Consider the following 15,454-nt stretch of genomic DNA (forward strand, 5'->3'; position numbering starts at 1 on the left):
GGCAGGGGTGGAAGTGCAGTAATGCACGGAGCTGACTGTTACTAATAGGGTGAGGGCTTGACCAAGAAATGAGAAAGGCAGTTATAAAGTGGCTACCAGACTCACGCAGAGGTAAAATGATTCCATTAGGATGTAACATGTATGTAGTTTTGAAGGTACAGAACCTTTCAAAGAGACGTGACTAGTAATAGTCACTTTTCTTCATAAAATAGGGGATTGGTCAAATGGTATGATAGGGGTCTCCAAAACCTTTGGTGGGAGTTCGATTCTCTCATCCCCTGCTCTCTTGATCGCCGGAAGCCTTGATTTTACTGGGTTTCCGGCATTTTCTATTTCGTGGAATTTTCTAACGATGTCACCTATGATGTCAACTAGGAATGATTCCTAGTTTTTAAAAAGATATGACCTGTTTGACTTGTTCTTAATTCATTTCTATTGATTTATTGATAAAATAGTAGAATCATGTGTAGAATATATTATATTCTACTTGAGAAGTGATAATTTCAGCTGACTTACGTTTGCTGCTAAGAAGATTATAACGTAAATGGTCTGATTGCTTGTGGATAGTTCTGTGAATCATATTTGTTTTATAAAAATAATAAATAGGTTATTAACCTTAAAAATTTTGGCTGTGCAGAAAAGAGGGAATCACCCCTCTTTTCGATACCTTGAAACTGCCAGAATCAGACACACAAACACAACTGCAAACAGCACCTCGATTCCCATATCAAGATGTACCTTTCCAAGAAGCTCCGGTGTCAGGGAATGATGCCGGCTTAGAATTTCATTTACCTGTTCATACCAGTACACTGGCAGAAACTTGGCGACTTTCAGAACAGATTTGTCCATTATGTTCATAGGGACGAAGACACCACAGAGAAAGCACATGGAAAGAGAAACAATATTGGCTACGCCGCTTAAAATATTGCTGTTGGGAATAAACATTCCAATCAGGTAAGAGAGTGACAGTGAAACTACTAACATAAGCAATGTATTTGCAATATAATAGCCACAAAGTTCAGACTTCAAAAAGGTATTTCCATACATCAGCACCACTCCCAGGATTCCAAGAAGCCACAGAATGGCACCGATCACTCCCATTGCCAGCAATCCCTGGAGGGACTGACGCCTCACTGAAATAGCAGAGGCTTCCATCCGTTTCTGGATATCTCCCTTTTTGAAGGCCATAAGAATATATCCCATGGTATAGCAAAGAGCTCCCAGAAAAAGATAAGGAATATAACGAAAATAATAAGTGTAAGGAACCAGATCACTGCTTGCAGAATCAGAGGAAATCTTGGTGACCGGTTTATGAACTTCGGTTTTTACTGCCTGAACGGCTTCCTCCTGGGAAAAACCGGCAGCAACATAAGTCCGGATGGTACTGATATAACTGCTGATCTGCTGGTCAACATAATAGGAGCTGTAGGATCCTGGAACCTTGGTGACCTTCAGTGGCTGATTTCCTTGAATGCAAGCCTCGTAAAAGTCATCAGGAATCTGCACAATATACTCCACATTACGGTAAAAGAGATTTTCCTGAAGTACTTCCGGATTATTTTTCATAGGAATTACATTGTGAATCGTGTTAAGATAATCCACAAATCCCTGAGCCAGAACGCCTTGATCTTCCTTTACCACTCCAATATCAATGCTGGTATTTGCATAAAGGCTGTCTTCACTTTTTCCAGCGGCCATCTGCATGACAAGAGCCACAGAAAAGAAAATACCAAGATATATAATGACCAGCGTCACATTCTGTCTTAAAATTTTCATGTAACATTTAAATACTATCATAGCTTTCCCTCCGGATCAGTAAAAATGAAGCAGTCACTAATATTATGCTCATCACTGCAAGAGTGAACAGGTTGCGGTAATAGCGGCTCATATCGTCATACACATTGATGCAGTAAAAAGCATCAGAAATAAGTGCTGCCGGATTGATCCGGTTAATAACAGGCATATTTTTTTCTACCAGATCCTTCATGGTATTGTTCATAAGTCCTGATAAAAAGCTGCAGACCATGGAAAAACCAAGAATAATACCAATCTTTCCCCCTTCTTTCATTTTTCCAAGACTACCTACAAAAATTCCAATAGAAACCCCGATCAGGGATCCGAAAAAAGAAATAAGCAGCATGGATCCGATTTTTCCCTGAAAATCCAGCTTTAAAATATAGCGAAGATAGATCAGCAACACGATCACATCGAAATAGCCAAGCAAAAAAGAAGCAATCTGCTCTGAAAGAATCAGCTTCAGTTTATGCGTTGGAGTAACGCAGCGTCGTGCGGCAAGTGCTGTGAGATTGGCTTGAAGAGTTATGGCAGAGCCAAATCCGATAAAACAGCCATAGAGGCAGGTCATTGCAATCAATGCATAGAAAAACTGTGCACTTCCGTTAATAGTCTGTCCGCCAAGTGAAACTTCAGTAAGTGTTTCCTGTTGATTTAGCATCTGCCGTATTCCGTCCCACAGACCGGATGGATGTGTGCGGACTATAGTGCGGATGGTGCTTTTTCCGGTTTCGTAGCCGGACAAAATGGACTGAAGGATGCTCTGGGGGATTCCGTTGGAAGCTACTGTAAGAGAAGAGGAGCTTCCCACCTGATAGATACCGGAAATTTCTTCATTTTCCAGCTTGGTAAGTGCAGCTGATTCAGATAATTCCTGAGCAGCAATCAGATGATTTCCGTTGTTTTCAATTTGATCCAGAAACATAAGAAACAACGTATCAGCGCCTTCCTCTTTTACGATTCCAACCTGTACAGTCTCGAAATCAGCATCATCAATATTTCCAAAAGCAAAATAGAACATAGTTCCAAGAAGAATTGGAAAAATAAGCGGCCAGAAAGTGGTGGCAAAATTTTTCAGCTTTACAAGAAGATTATATTTGATCAAATGCAGCATGGCAGTCCTCCTTAATCTCGCAGCTGTTTCCCTGTGATTTCTAGGAATACGTCATTTAAAGTAGGTAGCTCAGAGGAAACCTGACCAAAGGAAATATCCTGGCTCTGCAGGTAATTGAGAAGCCGGATCAGGTTGTGGCGGGCACCTGTGCACCGTACAGTGAGAATCTGTTCCTCGTAATGCAGGTCAAAGACGTGGGGAAGAGTCCGGATGTCAGCCAGATTCTCCGAGGTAAGAGGAATGGCCTCAATAGTAATGGTCTCGCCGGTTTTGATCATTTTTTTCAGATCCTCTTTGGTGCCGGAGGCAATCACATGACCGTGATCCATAATTGCGATCCGTGTACAGATCTGCTCCACTTCTTCCATATAATGGGAAGTGTAAATGATGGTGGAACCCTGTTCATTCAGCTTCTGAATGCCTTCCAGGATTTTGTTCCGGCTCTGGGGGTCAACGGCTACCGTTGGCTCATCCATAATGATCAGGCGAGGCTTATGAGCAATTCCGCAAGCAATATTCAGTCGGCGGAGAAGACCGCCTGAGAGCTTCTTTGGACGCATTTTCCGGTAATCGTTAAGATCGGTAAAGGTAATGGCTTCTTCCACCAGTTCTTTTCTTTTCCTCTTATCCGGGACATAAAGCCCACAGAAATAATCAATGTTTTCATAGACAGTCAGTTCGTCAAAAACAGCCACATTCTGCAGCACGATTCCAATCTGCTGTTTTACTTTGTAATTGTCAGGACGCATTTCTTCTCCGAAAATATGAATGCTGCCTTTATCGTATTTGAGAAGAGAAAGCATACAATTGATAGCGGTAGTCTTTCCGGAGCCGTTGGGACCAAGAAGACCAAAAATCTCTCCTTCCGAAATACTCAGGTTCAGGTGATCAAGTGCCACCAGGTCCCCATATCTTTTTACCAGATTTTCTATTTGAACAATGTTTGTGGACACGCTTTTCCTCCTTCGGGTTTTCCCCGTATAGTAGCTGTATCATAAGTTTAGAGCGTGTTTGAAAAAGTCTTTCGGCAAGATGTACGTCACTATTTGTGGGAGATTTTGCCTGAATGAGAGCGCCGTAGCGGGCTACGGCAACTGAATTCGGGCGAAATATACCGCAAAGTGGAGCGTGCAGATTGCAGGAATGCTTTTTCAAACACACTTTAGTATAACGGAATAAGGGAAAATCGCCAAGTGTCAGATGTCACGGCCTTCACATGACAAATGTCATAAAATCACAGTTTGCTTCATTCACAAAAACACTTCGCGGAACATTACTAGTATATCGAAATTTAATATTCGATGTACTAGTAAAACGTAATGTCATAAAGCGCAGAACCTTCTTTACAGCGCAAGGTCAGTTATACTATAATAAGGGAAATGTCTGTAAGGCATATATGTAAAAAAACAGGTTAAATATTTGAAAATTACCGGTTACAGAGTGAACAGCAGTATTTGGAAAAAATGAGAAAGAAGGTGGCAGAGTGGGGCACTTTTGGGACTGTGGATTGCTGGTATTTTATAGCTTTCTGTCACTTTTTTTCTGCCGCCAGGGGCGGGCTTTCTGATCGCTTTTTTGAGCTGTGTAAGTGTGATCTGTTGTGGATATGCGGTGAGAAAGAAGGCATTGCAGCTAATCCTTTACATTTTGTTCGGATTTCTGGGACTGGCTGTTCCAGAGACCTTTATCTTTTATCCATGTCTTTTTTATCTGCTTTTTCATGAAAAAATGAGGGGGCTGGCAGCAGTAGCAGTGATGTTTTTTCTCTGGAAAATACCTGAAAGCAGGGAAAACATGGGCTTTTTTGCAATGACCGGTGTATTTGGATTTTTACTGGCGTTTTTTATGGAGAGAAATACTGCAAAGAGTCAGATTCTGGAAGAGAAGCTGCGAAGGATCCAGGATGATTCCAAGGAGCGAAACCTGCTTTTGTCTCAGAAAAATAAAGCTTTGCAGGAAAAACAGGATTATGAGATCTATAATGCTACCTTAAAGGAACGAAACCGGATCGCCAGGGAAATCCACGATAATGTGGGACATGTACTTTCACGTTCAATCCTTATGGTAGGGGCTGCAAAGACCATAAATAAAGATCCCGGGATGACCGCCATACTGAAAAATCTGGAGGATTCCCTGAACCATGCTATGAACAGCATCAGAAATAGTGTCCATGACCTTCACGATGAAGCAGTAAATTTAGAAGAAGTGGAAAAGAGCCTGGTTCATGAGTTTACATTTTGTTCGGTGCAGATGGTTTATGATATGACAAGAGAGGTTCCAAGGGAGGTGAAATACTGTTTTATCAGTATTACCAAAGAGGCCTTCGCAAATATTATGAAGCACAGCAACGCCACGAAGGTGCAGCTGATCCTTCGGGAGCATCCGGGACTGTACCAGCTTTGTATAGAGGATAATGGGACAAATACTTTTTATGATCCGGAAAAATCCGGTATTGGAATTGTAAATATGAAAGAAAGGGTAAATGCCCTGGGTGGAACCATACAGATTTTTACGGATAAGGGATTCCGGATTTTTATTACAATACCCAAATGTGGTTGAGGTGGATTCCGATAAAGATACAGTAAAGCGGGCATACAGATTATGAAAAATATTTTTTGAATGTATTCCGGAAATGAAAGAAAAGCAGGAGTAAGAAATGAAAATAATAATTGTAGACGATGACTGCCTGGTGGCGGGTGCTTTGAAAACCATTCTGGAAGTGAATGAGGATGTGGAAGTGTTAGCGACTGGAGCAGACGGAAAAGAGGCCTGTGAGCTTTATGAAAGGTATGAGCCGGATGTGCTCCTTATGGATATTCGAATGGAGAAAATGGACGGTCTGGAAGCATCCCGGAGTATTTTGTCCAGGTATCCAAAGGCAAATATTCTGCTTCTTACCACTTTTTCCGATGACGAATACATAGTAAAAGCCCTGCGTCTTGGTGCAAAGGGATATCTTCTGAAGCAGGATTACGGCAGTATTCTGCCTGCACTTCGGGCGGTTTACTGTGGGCAGACAGTATTTGGGACAGAAATAGTTTCCAGGATTCCAGACCTTTTGCAGGGAGAAAGGAAGTTTGATTATGGAAAATATGACATTAATGAGAGAGAATTTGAGATGATAGAGCTGATCGCAAATGGATACAGCAATAAGGAGATTGCGGCAGAGCTTTTCCTGAGTGAAGGAACCGTGCGGAATTATCTGAGCATGATTCTGGAAAAACTGCAGTTGCGTGACCGTACACAGGTGGCAGTTTTTTATTACCAGCATAAATAGGAGCGACAGAAGATGAACATACAGAAAATTGGAGACCGGACAGCAGAGCTTTTGAATTTATATTATAACAATGAGATAGAGCCTTTTTTGAACTCTTGTCATGAGGATGTTCTTTGGATAGGACCTGCAGACAAGCAGGTGATCCGCGGAAGAAAAAATCTGGTAGATGCTTTTCACGCTGAGAAACACGAACTGAAGTTTTCTCTGAATAATCTGACGGTGCTGCCGCTTGCCACTACAAGCAGTACGGTGGCAGAGATCATGACTTTTATGCTGGTAGATACGATCTGGCCGGACAACAGTGCAAGTCGGGTAAATCAGCGTATGCAGTTTATCTGGGTGGAGCAAAAAGGTGTGCCGAAGATACGTGTGATTTTTATTTCAAATGCAATTCAGTATGATGAGAGGGATGGTATTTATCCGGTACATTATGATGAGAATTATCGTAAGTTTGTCCTTACAGGAGAGACCAGATCAGAGCGGATTTACGTGAAAGGAATTGATAAGTCCATTCTTTATCTGAATTGGTCGCGTGTGATCTATGTGGAAAGTCTCGGCAATCATACGGTGATCCATACTCTGGATCAGGAGTTTGAGTCTACAGAAAGCCTGAAAACTCTGGAAAAACGTTATGGGAACCTGTTTCTGAAGTGCCACGAGAGTTACATGGTAAACCCGGCACATGTCCATTCTATCCGCAGATTTAAAATGACTGTAACAGGAGGACGGGAACTTCCAGTTCCGGAAAAAAAGTATACGGCAGTAAAAAAGACGCTGCAAAAAATAATTGTAGCCCGTTAGAGCGTATCTGAAAAAGGCTTTCTGCAAGATGTGCGTCACAATTTGTGGGAAATTTTGCCAGGATGAGGGCGCCGTAGCGGGCTACGGCAACCGAATTCGGACGAAATATATCGCAAAGTGGGGCGTGCAGATCGCGGGAATGCTTTTCCAACATGCTCTGTGGAAAACGTTACAAAAGTACCAAAAATGTAAAAAAACACACACGTCATAAAAGAAGTATGCTATAATGGGAGCACTTAACCGATTACGGTATAAGGAATTGCCAATTAAATGAGGAGAACCAAGTATGAGTGATTATGTGATCATAACAGATACATCTGCAGATATTCCGGCAGACATTTTAGATAAGGGTCAGATTCATCTGATTCCTATGGTATACCAGTTAAACGGAGAGGAGTGTCCGCACAGGAATCCGGGAAACTGGGACAGCAGGGCTTTTTATGACAAGCTTCGTGCAGGTGGAACCGGAAGTACTTCCCAGATTTCCCCGGCTACATATACCGATTGTTTTGAACCGTTTCTGAAAGAGGGCAAGGATATTCTTTATATTTCCCTTTCCGGAGGACTGACTTCTACATGGCAGAGCTCTCGCATTGCAGCTGCTGATCTGATGGAAGAGTACCCGGAGTGTAAGATCTCCTGCGTGGATTCTCTTGCAGCTACAGGAGGACAGGGAATCCTGGTGATCCTGGCAGCAGAAAACCAGAATAAAGGAATGTCCCTGGAGGAGAATACGTCATGGCTGGAGGAGAATCGTCTCCATATTTGCCATTGGTTTACAGTAGATGATCTTGATTTTCTGAAACGAGGCGGACGTATTTCCCCCACAATCGCCTGGATCGGCGGAAAGCTGAAGATCAAACCGATTCTTCGTATTGTGGAGGATGGAACTCTGGCAATCCCGGAGAAGGTATGCGGCTCCAAGGTTGCTATGAATACGATCGTTTCCAAGTATATCAGTTCCGGATTAAATGAGGAGCATCCTTATGTATTTATCTGTCACGGTGATGCTGCTGAGCAGGCTGAGAAAGAGAAGGCTGCTATCCTGGAAGCTGTACCACAGGCTCAGGTTATCATTATGCCAATGAGCCCGATTATTGGAATTCATACTGGTCCTGGAGTACAGGCGGTTATTTATTTTGGAAATAATAGGTAATTAAAGCCTTTTTCAAACCTGTTCCAGGAAAGCAAAAATTCAGAAATCATTGAGCGTTCCAAATGTATATCCCATTTCTTTCCATTTGGTCAGCAGTTCATCCAGAATCTGTCCATTTGTGGAAGAAGTATTGTGCAGCAGGACAATTGCCCCTGGGTGGATTCGTGTGAGAAGCTTATCGAAGGCTTCCTCTCTGGTTGGCTGTTTATCCTGATACCAGTCCACGTAGGCAAGACTCCAGAAGAAGGTTTTATACCCCAGTTCCTTTGCCATGGACAGATTTGCTGTACTGTAAATTCCCTGAGGCGGCCGGTAGAATTTCGTCATGGATTCTCCGGTCGTTTCTTTATACAGATTTTCCACGCCCTCCAGCTGTTTCCTGAAATCATTCAGAGAAGAAATCCCGGACATATCCGGGTGAGAGAGGGTATGATTTCCTACAATATGCCCTTCCTGAACCATTTCTTTTATCAGATCTCCATTATCTCTTATGAAATTTCCAACAACGAAAAAAGTTGCTTTTACATTGTGTTTTTTCAATGCATTAAGAAGCAGCGGTGTATTGCCATTTTCATAGCCACAGTCAAAAGTAAGATAGAGTATTTTCTCCTGGGTATCCTTTGCAAAGTAGGCGTTATAGGAAGCAAGCTCTTGGATGGAAGCATTTCCTACAGGACGTTTTCCTTCTTCCTGGAAACTGAGTCCCCAGCTTGCGCAGTCTGATGAAGTAGCGACTGCTTCCGGGGGCGAAAAATGTTGGACGATCACCCGGGCGGCAGAACCAGCCAGAAAGGACAGGGCGAAGAGAAGAGGAACGACGGCGTAGTGGAGAAAGTCTTTGATCGCAGGGCGATTTTTCGAGCAAAAAGAGGAAATATGCGAAGAGAATTTTTCCTTCAGTGATGGAAAAGAAAAAATGGGAAATTTCATGAAGAGAAAACCTCACGGGTATTTTTTTACAGATATATGAGAAAATAAAAGGTTTATGCCAGAGCGTGTTTGAAAAATCATGCGAATAAGGGCAAGGCAGCTGCTTGAAAATGAAAGGAAAATCCAGACATTAATTAAGCCACCAGCATCGACGTTTACTGGTGGCTTAAATCTGATCCATATCCAATGGAATGTACCTCTCTTTCCGAATATATTATGCGTTTAAAACAATTGGAATTAAGGCTTACGTTCTTGGTGGACTGTACCTCGCTTTTCTTAAAGTGTTAAAAATTAAGATGTTTCGTTATGCTTCTGGTGGTCCGTACCTCTCTTTCTTAGATTATAAGTAATGAACTTATGTTTTCGGTGGTCTCACTCCTTTTTGTTTTTATTTTTAAGTTCCTTTTGTTTTATGAGCTTACTATAACAGATTACTTCTCGTTTGTCAACAAATAATTTGAAAAAAATATTATTTTATATAAAATAAAAAGTTTATACGTGTGAAAAGAATTAAAAATTCAGATAATATTTCCGCGTATAATGTGGTATGATGAAACTATAAAGAATATGGCTTTTCAACGTGATAAAGTGCTGGGAAGCTGTATGACAGAAGATGAGGAGGAAGCAAAGATGTTAAATGCAATTCTTGATGAATTGAAACTGAATGCCCTTGTGATCACAGATCCGTATAACATGCGACATGTAAGCGGTTTTCGTGGCGGCGAGGGCGCTTTATATATTTCAGCAGCCCAGAAGGTGCTGATCACAGATTCCCGTTATACGGAGCAGGCCGGTAAGGAGAGCGATTTCACAGTAATCGAAGAGTGCCGTGGGCATAACCGTCAGACGATTCTGAAGGAGTGTATGGAGAAGGAGAATGTAAGCAGCGATTTCCATATGGGATATGAGGATCAGTCCATGCTTTGCTGTGATTTTGATAAGCTCAGAAAGGAACTGCCGGTTCAGACATGGATACCTCTTGGCAGCAGAATCGATGATCTTCGCCAGGTTAAGACTGAGGAAGAACTGGAGTATCTGGCAAGAGCCGAAGAAATCGGGGACAAAGCATTTGCAGAATTTTTGAAAATCGTGAAACCAGGAATGACAGAGCTGGAAGCTGCGGCAGAACTGGAATATCTGATGAAAAAAGAGGGAGCAGAGGATTTAAGCTTTAACACGATCATCGCTTCCGGTCTGAATTCTTCCATGCCTCATGCAATCCCAGGATATAAGAAGCTGGAGGAAGGGGATTTTGTTACCTGTGATTTTGGCTGTAAATACAAGGGATACTGCTCCGATATGACACGTACCTTTGTCCTCGGAAAAGCAAGCGATAAACAGAAAGAAATTTACAATGTTGTATTAAAAGCACAGCTGGCCGGTCTTGCAGCAGTAAAGGCTGGTGTAAGCGGAGCGAGTGTGGATAAGGTGGCGAGAGATATTATTACAGAGGCTGGTTACGGTGACTGTTTTGGCCACGGACTTGGTCACAGTGTAGGTCTTTTCATCCATGAAAGTCCGCGCCTGTCTCCCTCTGACGATACCATTCTGAAAGCCAATATGATCGAGACTGTTGAGCCGGGTATTTATGTACCTGGTTTCGGAGGGGTTCGTATTGAGGATATGGTAGTGGTAACGGAGGATGGCTGCCGCAATCTGGCACATTCTCCTAAGGAACTGATTGAGGTTCCCGTTGAGAAATAAAGAGCTGATATATATAGTGAATAGATAGTGATGTCGCCGACAGGCGAAATGTCTGTTTTGTGAAAGAAAATTATCTGCCCGAGTGGCATCTTAGTTTCTTTTATGATTAAAATGTTAATATTGTTATTGAAATATGGAAAGGAATAAGAAAATGCTGAAACAATTATCGATTTTTGCGGAAAATATCAAAGGAAAAATGCAGCGGGTGACTGGAATCCTCCTGGAGGAGGATATTAATATCCTTGGTTCTGTTACCAATGACAGTGCTGAATATGGAATTATACGTATGGTTGTTTCCAAACCTGAGCAGGCGTTAGAAGCGCTGACAAAGGCTGGTTTTATCTGTAAGCTTAGTGATGTTCTTGGAATCGAGGTAAAGGATGAGGTTGGTAATCTGAACAAACTGCTTCTCAGTCTCCAGGAGAGCAACATCAATATTGATTATCTGTATCTGTCTTTCAACCGTGCTACCGGACTTCCGATCATGGTTCTACACGTACCGGATATCAGTGAGGTGGAGGCATGTCTGAGAAATAAGGGATTTAATTCCATTTCTGAGGTTCATTGAGCACTTCAGGCAGAAACAGAATCTGAAATCCTGCATAGAACTCTGAATAGTTGGAAAAACTACCGTTATCAATCTTTAGGAGGTAAGGAAATGTTACGGTATTTGCCTATTCGGAAGATTCACGCAAGACAAATTCTGGATTCCAGAGGTAATCCTACTGTGGAGGTAGAAGTGACAGTTGGAGAAGGCGTTATTGGAATCAATGGATATACAGGCCGTGCAGCAGTTCCATCCGGCGCGTCCACAGGAAAATTCGAAGCACTGGAGCTAAGAGACGGAGATAAAGGAAATTATAAAGGCCTTAGTGTACAAAAAGCAGTGGATAATGTAAACACAAAAATCTCGGAGGCAATTCTGGGAGAAAATGCACTGGATCAGACCTATATTGATTCTCTTCTGATCCAGACAGATGGCACGGACAATAAAAGCAATCTTGGGGCAAATGCCACTCTTGGTGTTTCTATGGCGGTGGCGAGGGCAGCCGCTATGGCACTTCGGATTCCGCTTTATCAGTATATCGGAGGCTGTCATGCGAACAGGATGCCAGTACCAATGATGAATATTTTGAATGGCGGTGCTTGTGTTATTATAATGACACAAGGCAGAACCCCTTATAATACAAGGGCTCTAGCGATTTAGTCCTAAATAAATTTCGTAACCAATCAACGAATTTATGAAGGAAAGGCCTCTCTTTTATAAATAACACAGTACAAAAGTAATAGAATTTCAGAACTCGGCTGAGATGTATTTACTATACCACGAAAGCGGTGATAATTGAATAAAAATATATTTTGGACTGAATTAGCTTGCATGAGATTTATTTCTCAGCTGTCTGATTCAGTCTTTTTATTTGACAAGAAAGAAGGGAAAGATTATGGCAAAAGTAATTTCTATTGTTAACCAAAAAGGAGGAACGGGAAAATCCGCATGTACAGCTAATTTAGCAGTAGGATTAGCACAAAATAATATGAAAGTGTTAATCGTTGATGCCGATCCACAGTCAGATGTATCCGCAGGATTTGGATATCGTGATTGTGATGACAGTAATGAAACTCTTACAGCTCTTATGGATGCAGTAATGAAAGATGAAGATATTCCATCAGACTGTTACATCAGGCATCAGGCAGAAGGAATAGACATTATCTGTTCTAACATTGGACTGGCAGGTACGGAAGTACAGTTGGTAAATGCAATGAGTAGGGAATATGTATTGAAACAAATTTTATATGGTATCAAGGATCAATATGATGCAATTATTATTGATTGTATGCCATCATTGGGAATGATCACAATCAATGCACTGGCTGCATCAGATGAAGTACTAATTCCGGTTGAAGCGTCTTACCTGCCAATCAAAGGATTGCAGCAGTTATTAAAAACAATTGGTAAGGTCCGCAAGCAGATCAATCCGAAGCTGCAAGTCGGTGGAATTCTGTTTACAATGGTCGATGCTCATACGAATGATGCCAGAAATAATATGGAACTTCTCAGAAATGTATATGGAAGTCAAATTCATATCTTCGATAATTATATTCCATTTTCTGTAAGAATGAAGGAAGCAGTCAGAGAAGGTCAGAGTATTTTCTCTTATGATCCGAAAGGCAAAGCTACAGAAGCTTATCGGAGAGTGACGGAGGAGGTGCTGAAAGATGTCATCTAAAAAAAAAGCAACTCCCGTTTCCTTACAGCCGCTTGATGCATTGTTTGGAACAAACGAAGAGACAACCAATGGAATTAGTGAGATAGCAATAGGAAGTCTTCATCCATTTACGAATCACCCGTTTCAAGTAAGAGATGATAAGAAAATGGAAGAATTAGCAGAAAGTATTACACAATATGGAGTGTTGGTTCCTGGTATTGTGCGGTTGAGAGAATCCGGTGGTTATGAACTTGTAGCTGGTCATCGGCGAAAACGAGCATGTGAACTTGCTGGACTAGAGAAAATGCCGGTTATCATCAAAGATCTTACGGATGATGAAGCAACGGTAATTATGGTAGATTCCAACATTCAACGAGAAGAGCTGCTGATCAGCGAAAAAGCATTTGCTTATAAAATGAAATATGAGGCGTTAAAGCGTCAGGGGAAACGGTCTGATTTAACTTCTTGCCAAGTTGGCAAGAAGTTGGCGGCAGAAGAAGTCAGTCAGAATACAGGAGATAGTTCCAGACAGATTCTTCGATATATTCATTTGACAGAGTTAATAGCAGAGCTATTAGAATTGGCAGACGAGAAGAAGCTTCCCTTTAACACAGCTGTTGAAGTTTCTTATTTGAGAACTGAAGAACAGCAGATATTACTTCAGTATATGAGTAATCACAATATGGTACCTTCCATGAAGCAGGCAAAGGAATTGAAGCAGATTTCAAAAGAGCGGATGTTGACGTATTCAGAAATTGACCAGATTTGCATGAATGAAAGTACTGAAAAAGTTCAGGTGCAGATTCCGGCGAAGAAATTGAAACAATATTTTCCAGATACATATACAAAGACTCAGATGGAAGAAATTATATTTATGCTGCTGGCATCGTGGGCAGAAAGAGAGGGTAAAGAATGAGCAATGAAGATATGGCAAGTAGAATACAAGTCTATCTGAAAAAGATAGAAAAGATACGTGTTAAACGGATAAAAAGAGAGAAGTTTAAACATTTGTTGAAAACATTAGGATTATCAGCAGGAAGGAAGTGAAAGTATGGCTTTAAAAATTGTACGAAGATATGATGCGAACGGAAGGGAGCTTACGGAGAAAGATCTGGAAACCTTTCGATTGGATTCTCCTGTGGTTAGAGAAATACTGGCAAACCTTAATCGGGAGGTGGCGGAAGGAATCAGACAGAGGGAGAAAAAAGATGACGATTGAAGATGTAATTAAAAAATCGATTCTGCCACTGGCATTTATGGTATTCTGGTTTTGGATGACAAAAACAATTATGAAGGTCAGTGGACAGACGGATTGGTTCTGGTGGGTATTTATTGCCGGACTTCCATTTGGAATACATAAAATGCGGCTGATTCTAATCCCAAGAGGAATGGATACCACAGCAACACTTGGGATGGCTGCATTAAGTGTCATCATTGGAGCATTGATTGGAAGTATCATGATTCCAGTGTATGTGATTAGAGCGATATACGTGTTTATACGGTATGTCATTGGAAAATAGAATATTAGATTGATAAGAGGCAGGCTTGCGAAAACAAAAATCGTAAGTCTGCCTCTTTTTTTGTGCTTAAAACCAGGCAATTCAGGGGAAGTCCCTTTTGCAAATATATATTCTTGGAGGATTTTTAAGATGAGAGAGCGAATTGAAAGTAAGCATGTAACTAAGGAAATCAAAAGTCAGATGCCAGTAATTCCGGTGGAAATTGTTAAAGAAAGAGGCTGTACGTTCTGCCCGTATTATCTGGGCAATTATGAGAAACAGCCACGTTGTATGATGAAAACCTGTGCCTGGGATGATGAAAATGAACGTTTCCATCCAGTTCTTCGTGAACTGATCCCATTTTACAAAGAGAAGATGGAAAAAGCAGAAGAAAAGTTCCTTGCAATGAAAAAGATTTATACAACACTGTTAGGAATGTTTGCCGATGAAATGAAGCAAGAAGAATTGGAAAAAGATGAATGTTACGGATGTGCCTATGGAAAATGTGGACCATGTATCGGCATCTGTTACAAATCAATGAAAGCATAGGAGGGTTAAGCCAATGAATACAACAGTTATTTCCGGGCGATTGGTAAGAAATCCCGGATACAACGAAGTGGAGAATGAAAAAGGACTTCATAAGATTGCCAAGTTTGTTCTGGCAGTCAGAAGAAATTATTCCGATGAAGTCAGTTTCATTCCGGTAAAGGCTTTTGCAAAGAAAGCAGAATTTGCCAGAGATTATCTGATACAGGGAACGAAGGTCATGGTGGAAGGCGAGATTGTCACGGGTAATTATGAAGATAAAGATACCGGAAAAAAGATTTATACCACCGAAGTGTATGCAAACCGGATTGAATTTGCTGGTGCAAAAATGGTTGACAGACCACCGTTTCCAGAAGATGCGGAAGGGTTCTTAGAGATCCCAGAGGGCATGGAAGAGGAAATGCCGTTTAGATAGAGGAGGATTAA

At 41.5% G+C, this 15,454-nt stretch carries 19 protein-coding genes, 1 tRNA gene and 3 pseudogenes; 17 read left to right on the plus strand and 6 right to left on the minus strand.

Features of this window, described 5'->3' with window-relative positions; all coding sequences use genetic code 11:
* The first annotated feature begins 210 nt into the window (after nucleotides 1-210).
* Nucleotides 211-281 (plus strand) — tRNA-Trp (locus tag AB5642_RS10105).
* A gap of 367 nt (nucleotides 282-648) precedes the next feature.
* Here AB5642_RS10105 and AB5642_RS10110 read toward each other — a convergent pair.
* The 4 genes and pseudogenes from AB5642_RS10110 to AB5642_RS10125 form a co-directional block, all read right to left on the minus strand.
* Nucleotides 649-1,797 carry an ABC transporter permease gene (locus tag AB5642_RS10110; RefSeq protein ID WP_368371576.1) on the minus strand — a complete coding sequence of 383 codons (1,149 nt, stop codon included), beginning with the start codon at nucleotides 1,795-1,797 and terminating at the stop codon, nucleotides 649-651.
* On the minus strand, nucleotides 1,784-2,908 hold the full coding sequence (locus AB5642_RS10115) for an ABC transporter permease (protein ID WP_173716370.1): 1,125 nt from the start codon (nucleotides 2,906-2,908) through the stop codon (nucleotides 1,784-1,786). Before AB5642_RS10115 ends, AB5642_RS10110 begins: the two co-directional genes overlap by 14 nt.
* Nucleotides 2,909-2,919: 11 nt before the next feature.
* Complete coding sequence (locus AB5642_RS10120; RefSeq protein ID WP_330589390.1) at nucleotides 2,920-3,861, minus strand: ABC transporter ATP-binding protein; 942 nt, start codon at nucleotides 3,859-3,861, stop codon at nucleotides 2,920-2,922.
* Nucleotides 3,797-4,003 (minus strand): annotated as a pseudogene (locus AB5642_RS10125) (DUF6783 domain-containing protein); the annotation flags it as partial. The pseudogene AB5642_RS10125 and the gene AB5642_RS10120, both read right to left, overlap by 65 nt.
* Between AB5642_RS10125 and AB5642_RS10130 the strand changes: the two are divergent.
* The 4 genes and pseudogenes from AB5642_RS10130 (at nucleotide 3,941) to AB5642_RS10145 (ending at nucleotide 6,986) form a co-directional block, all read left to right on the plus strand.
* Nucleotides 3,941-4,087: pseudogene (locus AB5642_RS10130) on the plus strand (DUF6783 domain-containing protein). The pseudogenes AB5642_RS10125 and AB5642_RS10130 sit on opposite strands and share 63 nt — an antisense overlap.
* A 432-nt stretch (nucleotides 4,088-4,519) precedes the next feature.
* A complete protein-coding gene (locus tag AB5642_RS10135; protein ID WP_237925947.1) occupies nucleotides 4,520-5,467 on the plus strand; it encodes a sensor histidine kinase in 948 nt (315 codons plus the stop codon).
* Between the two features lie 97 nt (nucleotides 5,468-5,564).
* Entirely contained in the window at nucleotides 5,565-6,185 is a 621-nt protein-coding gene (locus AB5642_RS10140) for a response regulator transcription factor (RefSeq protein WP_173719541.1), read from the plus strand.
* A 12-nt stretch (nucleotides 6,186-6,197) separates the two neighbouring features.
* Nucleotides 6,198-6,986, plus strand: coding sequence for a LytTR family DNA-binding domain-containing protein (locus AB5642_RS10145; RefSeq protein WP_173719542.1), 789 nt, complete (start codon nucleotides 6,198-6,200; stop codon nucleotides 6,984-6,986).
* Here AB5642_RS10145 and AB5642_RS10150 read toward each other — a convergent pair.
* Nucleotides 6,889-7,095, minus strand: a complete 207-nt coding sequence (locus tag AB5642_RS10150; protein ID WP_308768488.1) for a DUF6783 domain-containing protein — start codon at nucleotides 7,093-7,095, stop codon at nucleotides 6,889-6,891. The two genes, AB5642_RS10145 and AB5642_RS10150, sit on opposite strands and share 98 nt — an antisense overlap.
* Between AB5642_RS10150 and AB5642_RS10155 the strand changes: the two genes are divergently transcribed.
* Both AB5642_RS10155 and AB5642_RS10160 read left to right on the plus strand, forming a co-directional pair.
* On the plus strand, nucleotides 7,015-7,197 hold the full coding sequence (locus AB5642_RS10155) for a DUF6783 domain-containing protein (RefSeq protein ID WP_308768487.1): 183 nt from the start codon (nucleotides 7,015-7,017) through the stop codon (nucleotides 7,195-7,197). The genes AB5642_RS10150 and AB5642_RS10155 overlap by 81 nt on opposite strands.
* A 75-nt stretch (nucleotides 7,198-7,272) precedes the next feature.
* The gene (locus AB5642_RS10160) at nucleotides 7,273-8,142 is read left to right on the plus strand and encodes a DegV family protein (protein WP_173719543.1); all 870 of its coding nucleotides are present in this window, start codon (nucleotides 7,273-7,275) and stop codon (nucleotides 8,140-8,142) included.
* A gap of 39 nt (nucleotides 8,143-8,181) precedes the next feature.
* On the opposite strand, the gene AB5642_RS10165 is transcribed toward AB5642_RS10160, so the two are convergent.
* Entirely contained in the window at nucleotides 8,182-9,072 is an 891-nt protein-coding gene (locus AB5642_RS10165; RefSeq protein ID WP_368371577.1) for a polysaccharide deacetylase family protein, read from the minus strand.
* Between the two features lie 603 nt (nucleotides 9,073-9,675).
* Here AB5642_RS10165 and AB5642_RS10170 point away from each other — a divergent pair.
* From AB5642_RS10170 to AB5642_RS10215, 10 genes and pseudogenes are all read left to right on the plus strand, one after another.
* Entirely contained in the window at nucleotides 9,676-10,776 is a 1,101-nt protein-coding gene (locus tag AB5642_RS10170) for a Xaa-Pro peptidase family protein (RefSeq protein ID WP_226840990.1), read from the plus strand.
* A gap of 151 nt (nucleotides 10,777-10,927) precedes the next feature.
* Complete coding sequence (locus AB5642_RS10175) at nucleotides 10,928-11,344, plus strand: amino acid-binding protein (protein WP_173719544.1); 417 nt, start codon at nucleotides 10,928-10,930, stop codon at nucleotides 11,342-11,344.
* 90 nt (nucleotides 11,345-11,434) lie between these two features.
* Nucleotides 11,435-11,920: pseudogene (locus AB5642_RS10180) on the plus strand (enolase); the annotation flags it as partial.
* A gap of 298 nt (nucleotides 11,921-12,218) precedes the next feature.
* On the plus strand, nucleotides 12,219-13,004 hold the full coding sequence (locus AB5642_RS10185) for a ParA family protein (protein WP_173721127.1): 786 nt from the start codon (nucleotides 12,219-12,221) through the stop codon (nucleotides 13,002-13,004).
* The gene (locus tag AB5642_RS10190) at nucleotides 12,994-13,899 is read left to right on the plus strand and encodes a ParB/RepB/Spo0J family partition protein (RefSeq protein WP_368371578.1); all 906 of its coding nucleotides are present in this window, start codon (nucleotides 12,994-12,996) and stop codon (nucleotides 13,897-13,899) included. The genes AB5642_RS10185 and AB5642_RS10190 overlap by 11 nt, the downstream gene beginning before the upstream one ends.
* The gene (locus AB5642_RS10195; RefSeq protein WP_015524546.1) at nucleotides 13,896-14,030 is read left to right on the plus strand and encodes a hypothetical protein; all 135 of its coding nucleotides are present in this window, start codon (nucleotides 13,896-13,898) and stop codon (nucleotides 14,028-14,030) included. Before AB5642_RS10190 ends, AB5642_RS10195 begins: the two co-directional genes overlap by 4 nt.
* Before the next feature lie 4 nt (nucleotides 14,031-14,034).
* Nucleotides 14,035-14,202: a hypothetical protein gene (locus AB5642_RS10200; RefSeq protein WP_165853758.1), complete on the plus strand. Its 168-nt coding sequence runs from the start codon at nucleotides 14,035-14,037 to the stop codon at nucleotides 14,200-14,202.
* Complete coding sequence (locus AB5642_RS10205) at nucleotides 14,192-14,503, plus strand: DUF6050 family protein (protein WP_022068206.1); 312 nt, start codon at nucleotides 14,192-14,194, stop codon at nucleotides 14,501-14,503. Before AB5642_RS10200 ends, AB5642_RS10205 begins: the two co-directional genes overlap by 11 nt.
* A 129-nt stretch (nucleotides 14,504-14,632) precedes the next feature.
* A complete protein-coding gene (locus AB5642_RS10210; RefSeq protein ID WP_044921493.1) occupies nucleotides 14,633-15,031 on the plus strand; it encodes a hypothetical protein in 399 nt (132 codons plus the stop codon).
* Between the two features lie 13 nt (nucleotides 15,032-15,044).
* Complete coding sequence (locus AB5642_RS10215; RefSeq protein WP_054335695.1) at nucleotides 15,045-15,443, plus strand: single-stranded DNA-binding protein; 399 nt, start codon at nucleotides 15,045-15,047, stop codon at nucleotides 15,441-15,443.
* Nucleotides 15,444-15,454: the final 11 nt, after the last annotated feature.

It is taken from the genome of Ruminococcus sp. 1001136sp1_2201st1_G3_2201SCRN_220225 (genome assembly GCF_040924365.1).
Taxonomy (GTDB): domain Bacteria; phylum Bacillota; class Clostridia; order Lachnospirales; family Lachnospiraceae; genus Blautia_A; species Blautia_A faecis.

Excerpts from the sequence above, each read along its gene's own strand:
- AB5642_RS10110 (WP_368371576.1), bottom strand. The coding sequence starts at position 1,797 with ATGATAGTATTTAAATGTTACATGAAAATTTTAAGACAGAATGTGACG.
- AB5642_RS10115 (WP_173716370.1), bottom strand. The coding sequence starts at position 2,908 with ATGCTGCATTTGATCAAATATAATCTTCTTGTAAAGCTGAAAAATTTT.
- AB5642_RS10140 (WP_173719541.1), top strand. The coding sequence starts at position 5,565 with ATGAAAATAATAATTGTAGACGATGACTGCCTGGTGGCGGGTGCTTTG.
- AB5642_RS10145 (WP_173719542.1), top strand. The coding sequence starts at position 6,198 with ATGAACATACAGAAAATTGGAGACCGGACAGCAGAGCTTTTGAATTTA.
- AB5642_RS10155 (WP_308768487.1), top strand. The coding sequence starts at position 7,015 with ATGTGCGTCACAATTTGTGGGAAATTTTGCCAGGATGAGGGCGCCGTA.
- AB5642_RS10160 (WP_173719543.1), top strand. The coding sequence starts at position 7,273 with ATGAGTGATTATGTGATCATAACAGATACATCTGCAGATATTCCGGCA.
- AB5642_RS10165 (WP_368371577.1), bottom strand. The coding sequence starts at position 9,072 with ATGAAATTTCCCATTTTTTCTTTTCCATCACTGAAGGAAAAATTCTCT.
- AB5642_RS10170 (WP_226840990.1), top strand. The coding sequence starts at position 9,676 with ATGACAGAAGATGAGGAGGAAGCAAAGATGTTAAATGCAATTCTTGAT.
- AB5642_RS10175 (WP_173719544.1), top strand. The coding sequence starts at position 10,928 with ATGCTGAAACAATTATCGATTTTTGCGGAAAATATCAAAGGAAAAATG.
- AB5642_RS10185 (WP_173721127.1), top strand. The coding sequence starts at position 12,219 with ATGGCAAAAGTAATTTCTATTGTTAACCAAAAAGGAGGAACGGGAAAA.
- AB5642_RS10190 (WP_368371578.1), top strand. The coding sequence starts at position 12,994 with ATGTCATCTAAAAAAAAAGCAACTCCCGTTTCCTTACAGCCGCTTGAT.
- AB5642_RS10195 (WP_015524546.1), top strand. The coding sequence starts at position 13,896 with ATGAGCAATGAAGATATGGCAAGTAGAATACAAGTCTATCTGAAAAAG.
- AB5642_RS10200 (WP_165853758.1), top strand. The coding sequence starts at position 14,035 with ATGGCTTTAAAAATTGTACGAAGATATGATGCGAACGGAAGGGAGCTT.
- AB5642_RS10205 (WP_022068206.1), top strand. The coding sequence starts at position 14,192 with ATGACGATTGAAGATGTAATTAAAAAATCGATTCTGCCACTGGCATTT.
- AB5642_RS10210 (WP_044921493.1), top strand. The coding sequence starts at position 14,633 with ATGAGAGAGCGAATTGAAAGTAAGCATGTAACTAAGGAAATCAAAAGT.
- AB5642_RS10215 (WP_054335695.1), top strand. The coding sequence starts at position 15,045 with ATGAATACAACAGTTATTTCCGGGCGATTGGTAAGAAATCCCGGATAC.